The 13,234-nt window shown below is 63.2% G+C and carries 13 protein-coding genes; 6 read left to right on the top strand and 7 right to left on the bottom strand.

Annotated features, from left to right (window positions below; genetic code table 11):
* Positions 1-95: 95 nt before the first annotated feature.
* Complete coding sequence (locus IVB41_RS14885) at positions 96-650, bottom strand: hypothetical protein (protein ID WP_247432221.1); 555 nt, start codon at positions 648-650, stop codon at positions 96-98.
* 234 nt (positions 651-884) lie between these two features.
* Between IVB41_RS14885 and IVB41_RS14880 the strand changes: the two genes are divergently transcribed.
* On the top strand, positions 885-1,340 hold the full coding sequence (locus IVB41_RS14880) for a cupin domain-containing protein (protein ID WP_247432216.1): 456 nt from the start codon (positions 885-887) through the stop codon (positions 1,338-1,340).
* Positions 1,341-1,438: 98 nt separating this feature from the next.
* Here the strand turns inward: IVB41_RS14880 and IVB41_RS14875 are convergent, their stop codons facing one another.
* The 6 genes from IVB41_RS14875 to IVB41_RS14850 form a co-directional block, all read right to left on the bottom strand.
* Positions 1,439-2,488, bottom strand: a complete 1,050-nt coding sequence (locus IVB41_RS14875; protein ID WP_247432213.1) for an amidohydrolase — start codon at positions 2,486-2,488, stop codon at positions 1,439-1,441.
* A gap of 117 nt (positions 2,489-2,605) precedes the next feature.
* The gene (locus tag IVB41_RS14870; RefSeq protein ID WP_247432210.1) at positions 2,606-3,127 is read right to left on the bottom strand and encodes a hypothetical protein; all 522 of its coding nucleotides are present in this window, start codon (positions 3,125-3,127) and stop codon (positions 2,606-2,608) included.
* A 75-nt stretch (positions 3,128-3,202) separates the two neighbouring features.
* Positions 3,203-4,147 carry an EamA family transporter gene (locus IVB41_RS14865; protein WP_247432206.1) on the bottom strand — a complete coding sequence of 315 codons (945 nt, stop codon included), beginning with the start codon at positions 4,145-4,147 and terminating at the stop codon, positions 3,203-3,205.
* 70 nt (positions 4,148-4,217) lie between these two features.
* Complete coding sequence (locus tag IVB41_RS14860; RefSeq protein WP_247432203.1) at positions 4,218-5,030, bottom strand: MBL fold metallo-hydrolase; 813 nt, start codon at positions 5,028-5,030, stop codon at positions 4,218-4,220.
* A 112-nt stretch (positions 5,031-5,142) separates the two neighbouring features.
* Positions 5,143-6,666 (bottom strand): permease, encoded by a 1,524-nt coding sequence (locus IVB41_RS14855; RefSeq protein ID WP_247432198.1) that lies wholly within the window; start codon positions 6,664-6,666, stop codon positions 5,143-5,145.
* A complete protein-coding gene (locus IVB41_RS14850; protein WP_247362914.1) occupies positions 6,663-7,412 on the bottom strand; it encodes an ABC transporter ATP-binding protein in 750 nt (249 codons plus the stop codon). Before IVB41_RS14850 ends, IVB41_RS14855 begins: the two co-directional genes overlap by 4 nt.
* A gap of 263 nt (positions 7,413-7,675) precedes the next feature.
* On the opposite strand from IVB41_RS14850, the gene IVB41_RS14845 reads away from it, so the two are divergent.
* From IVB41_RS14845 to IVB41_RS14825, 5 genes are all read left to right on the top strand, one after another.
* Complete coding sequence (locus tag IVB41_RS14845; protein ID WP_027570079.1) at positions 7,676-8,551, top strand: branched-chain amino acid ABC transporter permease; 876 nt, start codon at positions 7,676-7,678, stop codon at positions 8,549-8,551.
* Positions 8,552-8,555: 4 nt separating this feature from the next.
* Positions 8,556-9,707 carry a branched-chain amino acid ABC transporter permease gene (locus tag IVB41_RS14840; protein WP_247432195.1) on the top strand — a complete coding sequence of 384 codons (1,152 nt, stop codon included), beginning with the start codon at positions 8,556-8,558 and terminating at the stop codon, positions 9,705-9,707.
* On the top strand, positions 9,704-10,462 hold the full coding sequence (locus IVB41_RS14835) for an ABC transporter ATP-binding protein (RefSeq protein WP_247406045.1): 759 nt from the start codon (positions 9,704-9,706) through the stop codon (positions 10,460-10,462). Before IVB41_RS14840 ends, IVB41_RS14835 begins: the two co-directional genes overlap by 4 nt.
* Before the next feature lie 4 nt (positions 10,463-10,466).
* Positions 10,467-11,255, top strand: a complete 789-nt coding sequence (locus IVB41_RS14830; RefSeq protein ID WP_247283233.1) for an ABC transporter ATP-binding protein — start codon at positions 10,467-10,469, stop codon at positions 11,253-11,255.
* A gap of 131 nt (positions 11,256-11,386) precedes the next feature.
* Positions 11,387-13,225, top strand: coding sequence for a long-chain fatty acid--CoA ligase (locus IVB41_RS14825; RefSeq protein ID WP_247432191.1), 1,839 nt, complete (start codon positions 11,387-11,389; stop codon positions 13,223-13,225).
* Positions 13,226-13,234: the final 9 nt, after the last annotated feature.

The raw sequence follows: 13,234 nt of genomic DNA, 5'->3' as shown, positions 1-13,234 counted from the left end.
TTCGCGGGCTCCTCAGGATGAGGTTTCTTCTTGCGGTGAGATATTAGACCCTCGAACTATGAAGGCCGAGCACGTTCCTATTCTCAAAGCCCGCCTTACGCCGCCGCGTTGCGCAGCATCGGGCTGTTGTCGATGCTGAAGCGGTTGAACAGCGTCGTGAACGGGCTGCCGTCGGTGGCCCGCACGACGGCGTCGGAGGCCGCCACCGCGTCGTAGAGCGCACCGACCGGATCATTCGCCTCGGGCAAGTCGAGGCCGTTGCGGATTTGCTCGCGGGCCTCGTTGACGTCGTCCTCGTCGTCGAGTGTGGCCTCCAGCGCGTCGGCCGCCCGCCGCATTTCATGGAGGTCACCGCCGGCGGAAAATTTGAGGATGTCGAGCCAATAGGGGCGCGCCACGACGAGCTGGACGAAAGCCTCGAAACCTTCCGCGATGATTCCCGCGCGGCCTTCCGATGAGACGTAGAGCACGTTCTGAGACGGCAGCAGCACGAACGCGCCGCCGGAGCCGTCGCTGCCGATCTGCCGGGGGCGGTCGATGCCGTCGACCGTGAACCAGGGCTCCTCTTCGGTTGCGAAGGAGACATCGAGGCTGCCGAGCCAGGCGATGACCTCGCCTTCGGCTGTCAGAACCTCCGGGGTGAGGGGCATCGGCATGGCTCCTTTCAGATAGCTTCGCGCACTTTGTCGCACCCCGGAAAACAAGGGTTCATGTGCCCGAAATTGCAGGGAAATTGCGACGTTAACCGTTTCGCGTCTGCAACTTGCGGCTGATTGTCGGCCCCTGCGTAAGAAAGAATTAAAAACCGGCTACTAGCGTTCCCGCCATCTTTGAACAATCCGGGCCGAGACCCGGCGGATCATATTTTATCCCCTGGGAAACAGATGTCGCGTACATTGATTGAAATCAGCAGTTGCAATGTAGAACTCGAGCTGCGGCCGATCGAACCGTCCTGGATCATCGAAGGCAATCCGGTGTCGCGCTCGCACATCCTGTCCACCAGCGCCGACGGCACCGCTTCGACCATCATCTGGGCCTGCACCGAAGGGCGCTTCAACTGGTACTACGATATCGACGAAACGATCATGATCATGGAAGGGTCGATCGTGCTCGAAAGCGACGGCATGCCGCCGAAGCGCTACGGCCCGGGAGACGTCATCTTCTTCCGCAACGGCGCGCATGCCAAATGGCATGTCGAAGGCCACGTCAAGAAGATCGCGTTCTGCCGCAAGACCAATCCCGTGATGATCGGCTTCCTGATCCGCGTCGTCAACAAGCTCAAGAAGATCTTCGTCTCCACCGGCGAGCGCCGTCCGGCCTCGCTGATGGGCGCCGGCTAGAGTTCAATCAGTTTCAAGGACGCTTCCCAGCGGTCACGACGGAACAGGGGCCGGGATCAAGATCCCGGCCCCTGTTCTCGTCATGACGGCAATCCTTTTCAAGGCAAATCGAGCCGGTAGAAGTTGCTCGCGGTCTGCGAGAACAACGCCGTCTTCTCGGTCTCGCTCAGGGGCGCCGCGATACGCTTGAAGGCGTTGAAGATCGCCTGGTAGCTGCACTGGCCCTTGTCCGGCGGGAAGTTGCTCTCGAACATCGCGCGCTTGGGTCCAAACGCCTCGATGCAGGTCTCGACGTAAGGCCGCCACGCGGCGGCAAGCTCCTCGGATGACGGCGGCCTCTCGCGCAAATGGAAGTCGTAGCCGAGCAGGCACATCGCGAGCCCGCCGAGCTTCACCACCACGTTCTCGCATTTGGCGATCTCCTGGATCGACGCCCGCCATTGCGGAAACACCTCCTCGCGTCGCCCGGCAAACCGGCCGATTCCGGCCGGGCCGCCGCAATGGTCGAGCACGATCCTGGTGTCGGGAAATGCGCGGGCGAGCTCGGTCAGCTCGCCGATCTGCGGATGGAACAGCCAGGCATCGAAGCTCAGATTCAGCGGCGCGAGACAGGCGAAGCCCCTGCGGAAGGTCGGGTCCTGCAGCAATCCCTGCGGCCGGTTCGCATACATGCCGGCGACAGCAGGATCCGGGTCCCAGGCCGAGGAATGCCGGATGCCGCGGAAGCGACCGTTGCCTGCCGCGATCTCGGCCTCCAGCACCGGCTTTGCGGCACCGCCGAGCAGCAGATTGACGTGGCTGACGATGCCGGCGCAAATCGCGGCCTTGCCGTAACCGCCGCTGGCGCTCATCGCGGCGACGCCATTGGCGAACTCGACTTCGCCGACCGGCCGGAATGCTTCTGGCCCGTACGCACGATACATCGAGCGGCAATCGACATAGACGGTGGCGAGGACGTTGTGGCCGGAGGCGATATCGGCCGCCATCTCCTCGATCAGATAGCGGTGCCCGCGATTCCAGAGATGGTGATGGGGATCGACGATCGGCCGTAAGGGATCGATGATCTCCTCCTGATGCAGCGCGAGCCAGTCCTCGCGCGGCTCGACGAATAACCCGCTCGTGTTGATGGGCAGACCGCTTGCAGCCATGGGCGTGCGCTCCCCTTATGAATGCTTCTTGTTCGGGGAGCCTAGCACCTCGTCATCGCACACAGCAGCGCGCGTTGCGCAACCGCACCCGTCATCGCGGGCACAGCGGCGCCGTCGTCAACCCTTGCGCCGCTTCGCCCTTACATCGACCACGAGCCGCCAATCGGTTGCGGTGGCCGGCTTGACCTCGCCGAGCCAATGGAAGAAATCCTCGGTGATTTCCGTAAAACTCCAGCGCGTCAGGTCGCCGGCTTCGGTCGTGCCTTCCTGCACGATGTCGGCATCGCGTGGACGGCCGATCTGCTGGCGGAATATGCAGCGACCGGGATCGAACCAGGAAATCCGCCAGGCATCGATGGTCGGATCGTAGACCCGCAGCGTCGTGCCGTACCAATTGCCGGCGATCGGCAAGGCCGGGCTGCCGGCCGGGCGCGGAATGATCCAGACGTCCTGCACGGCGCGGCCCTCCAGCACCCAGCCGAAATGGATTTCGCCGGGCGCGGTGTGTTTCGTTCCATCGGGTTTATGGGCGGTGATCTCGGCGTCCCAATCGCCGACGAAACGGCCGTAAAGTCGCAGCGCCGCCGCGTGCTCGGGGTTCGGTCCGTCCGCGTGCAATAATCTCGCAAAATCGGTCATGTCGATCTCCTGTTGCGAGGAGATCAGCACGACCGGCCGGCAGCCGACTTGGAGAAAATTGCGCGGCGCCCGCCGTCAAGTCTTGTTGGGCGACAGATGCCCTATGCCAGGATTAGACTTTTCGTTCGTTGGTCGGCTCGTCGAACGTTCCGCGAGCCAAATGACGATCACGGAGACAATGACGAGACCCGCACCAAGCAGCATCATGCGCGAAAATGGCTCGTTCAGCACGACAGTGCCGAGCAGCACAGCGATCACCGGGTTGACGAAAGTGTAGGTCGACACCAACGAGGTCGAGACGTTTTCCAAAAGCCAGTTGTAGGCGACGAATCCGATCACGCTGCCAGCGATGATCAGCCAAAGCGCCGCTGCGAGCGAGACCAGCGAAACCTCGCTTGGCCTGAAGTTTCCGATCTCGCCTGTCAGCCAACTGATCGCGAACAACACGGTGCCGCCGATCGAAAGCTGGATGCCCGAAAGCAGGATAGCGGATGCCTGGCTCGACATGCTCCGGGACAAGACAGTCCCGGCCGACCATGACAAGGCCGCAGCCAGCAGCCAGACGACGGGAAAGATGCTGATGCCAGCCTGCTCGACGTTTTGCCACGCCACGAGTCCGACGCCGAAGAAGCCCGGCGCGAGAGCGAGCAGGGCAAGGGGCTTCGGTCGCTGATCGCCGGGGAACAAGATATCGATCAGCAGGATCCAGAACGGGATCGTGGCCAGCACGATGGCCGCGACGCCCGACGGAACCGATTGCTGCGCGAAGGCGAGTACGCCGTGGCAACCGACAAAGAACAGGAGTCCGCACAGGCTCGCCCTTATCCATGCCTGCGCGGATACGTTCGCGACCTCACCGGCACTCATGGCCAGCAACAAGATGCCGCCACAGAACGAACGTAACGCCATCAGCAGAAATGGCGGAATCGATTTCAGGCCCAAAGTGATGGCGAAGTAGGTGGAACCCCACAGCAGGTAAATGGCCGCAAATGAGCCTATGACCAGCAACCGTCTGCTCATGATTGCTCCGATCGTAACTGATCTCGAAGCAACCAAGTCGGAGGAGGCTGATGCGTTCCGACTTCGCGCCTCACACCCCGTCGAGGATGATCACCGTCGGCTTCGACGGCAGCGCATCCCGGGACATCCGGAAACTTCGTTCCATGCGGCGATCGATCTCGAACTGCTGGCCGATGCGTAGCATGAAATCGTCGAGCGGGGTGGCGAAGCGGTGCATCGGCAGCACGACCGAGGCGCGCAGCCGCTTGGTGATCTCGGAGACGCCGTCGAGCGACATGGTGTAGGTGCCGTCGATCGGCACCATCACGATGTCGAGCCGCCCGATCTGGGCAAAATGGCTGTCGTCGAGCTTGTGGTGAAGATGGCCGAGATGGCCGATGCAGAGGCCCGCGACCTCGAAGATGAAAATGGAGTTGCCGTCACGGATCATGTCGGCGCCGGAATCGTCGCCGAAATAGCGGCGGATGTCGGTCGTGACGTTGCGAATGAAGGTGTCGCCGATGCGCTCCGACACGATGGCCGGCTTGCCGTCCTCGCCCCAGCCATGCAGCACACGTGGAATGCGCTTGTCGGGATATAAAGAGTAGTGCGTGCTGTGGGCCCGGTTCATGGTGACGACATCGGGCAGCCGGCCCACCTGGTAGGCCCCGCTATAGTCGGTGGCGATGCGCAAGCCGCCGGGCGTGTCGATGAAATAGGTGGAATGGCCGGCATAGGTGATCTCGACCTCGGCCGCGGCCGCCGCCTGCTTGAACGCGACCGACATGAGGCGCGGCGCAGCATTGGCCATCGCCAGGCATTCGCTGCGCTGTGGCTGTTGGGCGAGGGTATGCGACAGAGTTGCGCCGAACAGCGCCAGAGCCACCGAAACCAGTCGCCGCATGAATCCATCCCCGATGACTTCAGGGGAAAGTCTAGCGTGCAATGCAACGCGTGGCCAACAGCGCGCGATCAACAGCGCGTCAGTGTCGCACCCTCACGCCGGCCCATTGTCACTACCGCCGCGGGCTGAACTTCCAGGTGATGGCGACGAGGCTCGCGGTGATCAGGCCGCTGACGAGACCGACGATGGGCAGCGTGAGCACTAGGGCAGCGCTGGCAGCCCAGCCGATCGAGGAGAACGCCTCGGCAAAGGTCGCAAGCCGCGACGAGGTCTGGCGGCGGCGAAATTGGCTGCGCCGGGCCTGCACCCGGAACCAGAGCTGGATTGCGGTGGCGGAGGCCGCGCTGACGATGACCGCACCGGCGCTGACCGCGGCCTGGAACGCCGAGGCGAAAGCGAGCGCCGCGATCAACGGGCAGAAGATGACGGCGATCGCGATCAGCACCACCTCGATCTTGGCGCGGACGACGCTCGACGGCGTCAATGGCGCGGTTGCAACCAGGTCGGGCGCGTCCTCGCCCGAGATCGTCAGCCAGGCAAGCCCGCCGGCGAGTTGTCCCGCCGCCATGACGATGACGGGCGTGATCAGCGTCAGTGCCGCGGAGCTGTCGGCAAAGTTGCGCCAGAGCAGCAGCGCCGGTGGCACCAGATAGAGCAGCTGCATCAGCGTCTGCGAGATCAGCCAGGGATCGCGCCAGAGCAGCGAAAACTCCTTGCGCCGCAGGGCATGCTGCCGCGATCCGCCGCGAAACGGGCGCTCCTTCGCGCTGCGACGGCCGGACGCGCCATAGGCGGCGGCATCGATCGCCGTGTCTGCAAATCGGCTCGAGAAGATCGCCATGACGCTTCCGAGCAACACGAGCCCGAGTGCCAGGAGCAGCAGCAGCGCCTCGGCGTCCCCCATCGCCGCCCGCGCCGGCCACCACCAGATGCTCTCGGCATCGGGCGCGTAAGCGGCCAGGCTACCCGAAGTCAGGATGGTGAAGCGCGATAGCGTGCCGTAGGACATGATTGCCGCGACCTGGAGCGCGATCACGAAGCCGGCGCCGATGATCGCGGCGAGGATCTGGGCGACGAACCGTGTCCGCGCCGGACCGATCAGGCGGAACAGCAGGATGGTGACGGCGATCGCGACCGCTGCGGCCGACAGGCCCATCGCGACGACAACGCCGAACGCTGCAAGCCAGCGCGCGCCGCCCCCGAATACCAGCACGTCGATAAAGGGTGTCGAGAACAGCAGCGCCATCACCGTGACGGTGAGCGCGATCGCGGCGATGCGCACCGAGAACAGATTGGCCAGCGTCGCGGGTGAGGACATGATGAGGTCGAGATCGGCGCGGGCGTAAAACACCCGGGTCACCGATTCGATCGCCTGCGACAGCATCAGCGTCCAGGCGAGAAAAATCGTCGCCGAGATCACGATCAGCGAGGATTTGTCGAGCGGCAATTGCAGGTCCGCGAAGCGGCCGATCACCGCCCAGGCCGGCACGTGCAGCAGCGCCGCGAAGAACAGCAGGCCGATCACCGCGGCGCGCGTTCGTTTGCGCCGCCCGCCGGTCATCATGGCGAGCCATTCGCGCCAGGCGAGCCGGAGCTCGTGGCGGGCGAACCAGGACAGCGCGGTGGCCGAGCTCATGCGGCTTCCTGGAGCGTCACCAGCGCGATGAAGAGATCTTCCAGGCTGGTATCGGCATGCCCGTTTTGCTGCCGCAGCTCGGTCAGCGTGCCCTCCGCAACCAGCCGGCCGGCTGCGATCACGCCGATGCGGTCGGCCATACGTTCGGCGACCTCGAGGATATGCGTGGTCATGATGACGGTGCAGCCGGCGCGGACGCGCTCGCTGAGGAGTCCCTTGACATGGCGGGCGGAGACGGCGTCCAGTCCCGTCAGCGGCTCGTCGAGGATGATGAGGCGGGGATCGTGCACCAGGGCGCCGGCGAGGGCGACCTTCTGGCGCATGCCCTTGGAAAAACCCTCGCAGCGTTCGTGCCGGTGCGGCTCGAGCCCGAGCGAGTTCAGGAGCTCCGCGGCGACCGGTTCCGAGGCCGATGGTGCGATGCCCCACAGACCGGCCACGAATTCGAGATATTCGAGCGGCGTGAGCTTGTCATAGATCATGGGCTCGTCGGAGACCCACGCCATCACCTGCTTGGCGGAGACGGGGTTTTGGAGCGCATCGATGCCGAAGATGGAGACTGCGCCGGCATCGGGCCGCAAAAGGCCCGCAACCATGCGCAAAGTGGTGGTCTTGCCGGCGCCGTTGGGGCCGACCAGCGCATAGAATTCGCCGGCATGGATGGTGAGATCGAGGTTGTCGACCGCCAGACGGTCAAAACGCTTCGTTAACCCCAGGACTTCGAGCGCCGAGTCGTCCCGCTTCATCACGGCCACACCTTGCGGTTTTGCATCGCTCGCGACCATGCCCCGAAGATGTTTCGGCACCGTGAATCGCGCTGCGGCAAATTCCGTCATCCGGACTGGACTAATGGCAAGTCACCGTTTGTTGACAGCGCTTGGCGGTTCAGGCTGAATTGGCGAAGGGACGAATGGCGCGAACGCAGCGAAACGACTGCGTAGCGACTGAACACAAGATGCGGCAAGGCGGTCAGGAAGAACCGCCGGTTGTATCGGGAGGATGCGCGACGATGCTGGATTTCGTTCAGCAGCTGGTCAGCGGTGTTGCGCTCGGCTGCGTCTACGGCCTGATCGCGCTCGGCTTCGTGCTCGTCTACAAGGCCACCGAGGTCGTCAATTTCGCCCAGGGCGATCTGATGATGCTGGGCGGCTTCTTTGCCTTCACCTTCATCGGTATGATGGGCCTGAACTACTGGATCGGCTTTGCCGGCGCGGTGGCGGCGATGGCGCTGTTCGGCATGCTGGCCGAGCGCGTGGTGGTGCGGCCGATCCTCGGCTATCCGCAATTCTCCATCATCATGGCCACCATCGGGCTCGGCTATTTCCTGCGCTCGGTGTCCGGCATGATCTGGGGCACCGACGATTTCAAGATCGACACGCCGTTCAGCCAGGGCGTGCTGCGGATCGGCTCGCTGGTGCTCGCCCATGACAAGCTCTCGGTGATCGCGGCGACGGTCATCCTTTGCGCGCTGCTCTGGCTGTTCTTCAACAAGACCACGCTCGGCACCGCGATGCGCGCGAGTTCCGAGAACATGCTGGCGGCCTATTACATGGGCATTCCGGTCAAGCGCGTGGTGTCGATCGTCTGGGCGATCAGCGCGGCGGTTGCGACCTGTGCCGGCGTGTTGCTGGCGCCGATCACCTTCATCCATTCCAATGTCGGTCTGGTGCTGGGCCTGAAAGCGTTTCCGGCCGCCGTGCTCGGCGGCTTCGGCTCGATCCCCGGCGCCGTCGTCGGCGGCGTTCTGATCGGCGTCATCGAGAGCATGGCCGGCTTCTATCTGGCCGAGGGCTGGAAGGACGTCGCGCCCTATATCGTGCTGCTCGCCGTGCTCTTGCTTAAGCCCGAAGGCCTGTTCGGCCTTCACGTCCGCAAGAAGGTCTGAACGCATGCGCTTCCTGTTCAAGACCGACTACGAGGACGACATCAGGCTGTTTCCGCATTCGGGCTATTACGTCTCGTACGGTCTCCTGCTGGCCGTGCTGCTGATCGCGCCCTATGTGCTCTCCAGCTATTTGATGAGCCAGCTCGTCTTCGTCTGCATCTACGCGACGGTCGGCGTGGCGTTGTTGATCTTGACGGGTTTCACCGGGCAGGCCTCACTCGGGCATGCGGCGTTTCTCGCGATCGGTGCGTATACGGCGGCTTATTTGCAAAAATATGGTGTGCCGTTCCCGGTCTACTTTCTCGCCGCCGGGCTCCTGACCGGGCTGATCGGTGCGCTGGTCGGATTCCCCGCGCTGCGGCTGCAAGGCATTTATCTCGTCATCGCCACCATCTCCTTCGCCTTCATCGTCGAGGAGATTCTGGCGCGTTGGGAGAGCGTCACCAACGGCAACGAGGGCATGCGGATCAAGGCGGTGTCGCTGTTTGGGGTTGCAGTCTCGCGCGACAGCCCCACTTTCTATTTCCTCTGCCTCGCGGTGCTGGTGCTGACCATCGTCGGTACGCTCAACCTGTTGCGCTCGCCCACGGGGCGCGCCTTCGTCGCGATCCGCGACAGCGAGACGGCGGCGCGCAGCATGGGCGTCAATGTCGCGCTCTACAAAGTGAAGTCCTTTGCGATCTCCGCGGCGATCACCGGCTTCGCCGGCGTGTTGTTCGCGCACAAGCTCTCCTTCATCTCGCCGGAGATGTTCACGCTCCAACTCTCGATCGAGTTCATCATCGTAATCCTGATCGGCGGCACCTACAGCCTGCACGGCGCGGTGCTGGGGGCGATCTTCATCGTGATGATCGATCCGTTCCTGACCTACCTCAAGGACGACATGCCCGGCATCATCGCCGGCATTGCCGCGACCTTCGGAGCGGGCACGCAGACCGCCGCCAATGTCCAGTCGAAGGTCGCGGCCTTTGCTTCACTCAACGGCCTGAAAGGCGCGATCTACGGCATCATCATCGTATTGTTCGTGCTGTTCGAGCCGCTCGGGCTTTACGGCCGCTGGCTCAAGATCAAACTCTTCTTCCAGCTGTTCCCGCTCTACAAACGCGCCACTTTCAAGCGGCAGAAGATCTACGTGAAGTCGGAGCGCAACCGATGAGCTATTTTCGCGCCGAGAGCTTGTCGCTGCATTTCGGCGGGCTGAAGGCCGTCGATGCGGTGTCTTTCGCGGTCGAGAGGGGCGAGATCCTCTCGATCATCGGGCCGAACGGCGCCGGCAAGAGCTCGATTTTCAACCTGATTTCGCGGATCTACCGGCCGACCTCCGGCCGCATCTTCTTCGAGGATCAGGACATCACGGAGCAGCCGCCCCACGACATCGCAAGGCTCGGCATCGCCCGCACGTTCCAGAACATCGAGCTGTTCGAGAACGCGACGGTGTTGTCGAACCTGCTGGTCGGACGCCACCGGCATTCGACCACGCAGCTTTGGCAGGAACTGTTGTTCCTGCCGGGCGTACGGGCCGACGAGAAGGTGCATCGCCGCAGGGTCGAGCAAGTCATCGAATTCCTCGATCTCGAACCCTACCGCGACAAGCTGATCTCGGGTCTGCCTTACGGCGTGCGCAAGGTGATCGAGCTGGCGCGCGCACTATGCTCGGAGCCGAAGCTGATCCTGCTCGACGAGCCGTCCTCCGGCCTCAACGTGGAGGAGACCGACGACATGTCGTTCTGGATCCGCGACCTCAAGAGCGAGCTCGGCGTCACCGTGCTCATGGTCGAGCACGACATGTCACTGGTCAACCGCGTCTCCGACCGCGTCATCGCCCTGAACTACGGCCGGGTGCTGGCGATGGGCTCGCCCACTGAGGTGCAGCAGCACCCCGATGTCGTCGCCGCCTATCTGGGAGCCTGACGCGATGGATGCCGTGGTGACACCAGACATCATCCTGAAACTCTCCAACATCGAGAGCTATTACGGGCCGATCATGGCGATCCGCGGCATCTCGCTCGAAGTGCCGCGCGGCCGCATCGTCACGCTGCTGGGCGCCAACGGCGCCGGCAAGACCACGGTGCTCAAGACGATCTCGGGCATTCTCGATCCGCAGAAGGGCGCCATCGAGTTCATGGGCAAGTCGATCCAGCGCATGGAGGCGGACAGGATCGTGCGGCTGGGTCTCAGCCATGTGCCGGAGGGACGCGAGGTGTTCCCGTTCCTCTCCGTGCGCGAGAACCTGATGATGGGCGCCTATCCGCGCAAGGATCGTGACGGCGTTGCCGAGGATCTGGAGCGCGTCTACGGCTATTTCCCGCGGCTGAAGGAGCGCATTAACCAGCCGGCCGGACAGCTCTCCGGCGGCGAGCAGCAGATGCTCGCAATCGGCCGCGCGCTGATGAACCGGCCGACGCTGTTGCTGCTCGACGAGCCCTCGCTCGGGCTGTCGCCGATCCTGGTGAAGGAGATCTTCGCCATCATACGCCGCGTCAACGAGGAGCAGGGCATGTCGATCCTGCTGGTCGAGCAGAACGCCAAGGTGGCGCTGGAGACGGCGCATTATGGCTATGTGCTGGAGATCGGCCGGATCGTGATGAACGACAGCTGCGACCGTTTGATGCATTCGAAGGACATCCAGGAATTCTACCTTGGCGCCAAGGAAGCGGGCGCACGAGGCGAGCGGCGCTGGAAAAAGAAGAAGACTTGGCGTTGAAGCAAGACTTGGCGTTGAAGCAAGACTTGGCGTTGAAGGAAGAATTGGCGTTAGATCGGGAGACCCGTCCGGAACAATAGACCGCCGGCAAGGCAGGCAGCGGAGGGGAATGCGACAAGGAGGAGACGTGAATGGCCCGACCGGCGGTGCTGACGGTCGCTGACACGATCGCGAAGAGCTTTTTGCGCGCCGCGGAAACGCGGGGCGACAGGCCGGCTATACGCGAGAAGAAATTCGGGATTTGGCAGCCGACCAGCTGGCGCGAATGGTTGGAGATCTCGAAGGAGATCGCCTACGCGCTGCACGCCATCGACTTCAGACCCGGCGACGTTGCTTCCATCATCGCCAACGCAGTGCCGGAATGGGTCCATGTCGACATGGGCATTCTGTGCGCCGGCGGCGTCTCCTCCGGCATCTATCCGACCGATGCCTCATCCCAGGTCGAATATCTCGTCAACGATTCCCGGACGAAAGTGATCTTCGCCGAGGACGAGGAGCAGCTCGACAAGGTCCTGGCCTGTCGCGCACGCTGTCCCTCTCTGCGAAAGATCATCGTGTTCGACATGGAGGGCCTCAGCGGCTTCTCCGACGACATGGTGATGTCGCTCGACGAGTTCCGCGCGCTCGGGCGCAACCACATGGCCGGCCGTGACGCGCTATGGCAGGAAATGGTCGACAGTCGCAGTGCGAGCGATCTCGCGGTCCTCGTCTATACATCCGGCACCACGGGCCCTCCCAAGGGCGCCATGCATGCCAACCGCAGCGTCACGCACCAGATGCGGCACGCTAACGATTTCATTCCGGCGCGCGAGAACGAGGACCGGCTGATCTTCCTGCCGCTCTGCCACGTCGCCGAACGGATTGGCGGCTATTACATCTCGGTCGCGCTCGGCTCGGTGATGAATTTTGCCGAGAGTCCGGAGACCGTGCCGGACAATCTGCGCGAGGTGCAGCCGACCATCTTCCTCGCGGTGCCGCGGATCTGGGAGAAATTCTATTCCGCGATCACTATCGCCCTAAAGGACGCGACGCCGCTGCAGCAATGGGTCTACCGCCGCGCCATCGATATCGGCTATCGCATGGTCGATTGCAGGATCGAAGGGAAACCGCCGCCGCTGTCGTTGCGTATCGCGAACGGCATCGCTTATCGGCTCGCATTCCGCAACATTCGCCGCATGATCGGGCTCGACCGTTGCCGCATCGCCTTCACCGGCGCGGCGCCGATCGCGCCGGAGCTGATCCGCTGGTATCTCGCGCTCGGCATCGACATTCATGAGGTCTACGGCCAGACCGAGAATTGCGGGGTCGCCACCATGATGCCGGCGGAGCGGATCAAGCTCGGCTCGGTCGGCAAGGCGGTGTCGTGGGGTGAAGTGGCGCTGTCGCCCGACGGGGAGATCCTGATCAGGGGCGACTTCCTGTTCATGGGCTATCTGAACCAGCCGGAGAGGACAGCAGAGACCATCGACCATCGCGGCTGGTTGCATACCGGTGACGTCGGCACCATCGACAATGAGGGCTTCGTCCGCATCACCGACCGGATGAAGGACATCATCATCACCTCGGGCGGCAAGAACATCACGCCGTCCGAGATCGAGAATCAGCTGAAATTCTCGCCCTACATCTCGGATTCCGTGGTGATTGGCGACAAGCGGCCATACCTCACCTGCCTCGTGATGATCGACCAGGAGAATGTCGAGAAGTTCGCGCAGGACCACGACATCCCCTTCACCAATTATGCCAGCCTGTGCCGCGCGGCGGAGATCCAGGACCTGATCTGGCGCGAGATCGAAGCGGTCAATGCCAATTTCGCCCGCGTCGAGACCATCAAGAGATTCTATCTGATCGAACGGCAACTCACTCCGGAGGACGAGGAGCTGACGCCGACCATGAAGCTGAAGCGCGGCTTCGTGAACAAGCGCTATGCCGCCGAGATCGACGCAATGTATCCGACGCGGGCGGTGGCTTGAACAATCCTG

It is taken from the genome of Bradyrhizobium sp. 44 (assembly GCF_023073095.1).
Classification (GTDB): Bacteria; Pseudomonadota; Alphaproteobacteria; order Rhizobiales; family Xanthobacteraceae; genus Bradyrhizobium.
Note: the sequence above shows the minus strand (reverse complement) of the source record. Positions and strands in the feature narration are given on the sequence as shown.

Excerpts from the sequence above, each read along its gene's own strand:
- IVB41_RS14885 (WP_247432221.1), bottom strand. The coding sequence starts at position 650 with ATGCCCCTCACCCCGGAGGTTCTGACAGCCGAAGGCGAGGTCATCGCC.
- IVB41_RS14880 (WP_247432216.1), top strand. The coding sequence starts at position 885 with ATGTCGCGTACATTGATTGAAATCAGCAGTTGCAATGTAGAACTCGAG.
- IVB41_RS14875 (WP_247432213.1), bottom strand. The coding sequence starts at position 2,488 with ATGGCTGCAAGCGGTCTGCCCATCAACACGAGCGGGTTATTCGTCGAG.
- IVB41_RS14870 (WP_247432210.1), bottom strand. The coding sequence starts at position 3,127 with ATGACCGATTTTGCGAGATTATTGCACGCGGACGGACCGAACCCCGAG.
- IVB41_RS14865 (WP_247432206.1), bottom strand. The coding sequence starts at position 4,147 with ATGAGCAGACGGTTGCTGGTCATAGGCTCATTTGCGGCCATTTACCTG.
- IVB41_RS14860 (WP_247432203.1), bottom strand. The coding sequence starts at position 5,030 with ATGCGGCGACTGGTTTCGGTGGCTCTGGCGCTGTTCGGCGCAACTCTG.
- IVB41_RS14855 (WP_247432198.1), bottom strand. The coding sequence starts at position 6,666 with ATGAGCTCGGCCACCGCGCTGTCCTGGTTCGCCCGCCACGAGCTCCGG.
- IVB41_RS14850 (WP_247362914.1), bottom strand. The coding sequence starts at position 7,412 with ATGAAGCGGGACGACTCGGCGCTCGAAGTCCTGGGGTTAACGAAGCGT.
- IVB41_RS14845 (WP_027570079.1), top strand. The coding sequence starts at position 7,676 with ATGCTGGATTTCGTTCAGCAGCTGGTCAGCGGTGTTGCGCTCGGCTGC.
- IVB41_RS14840 (WP_247432195.1), top strand. The coding sequence starts at position 8,556 with ATGCGCTTCCTGTTCAAGACCGACTACGAGGACGACATCAGGCTGTTT.
- IVB41_RS14835 (WP_247406045.1), top strand. The coding sequence starts at position 9,704 with ATGAGCTATTTTCGCGCCGAGAGCTTGTCGCTGCATTTCGGCGGGCTG.
- IVB41_RS14830 (WP_247283233.1), top strand. The coding sequence starts at position 10,467 with ATGGATGCCGTGGTGACACCAGACATCATCCTGAAACTCTCCAACATC.
- IVB41_RS14825 (WP_247432191.1), top strand. The coding sequence starts at position 11,387 with ATGGCCCGACCGGCGGTGCTGACGGTCGCTGACACGATCGCGAAGAGC.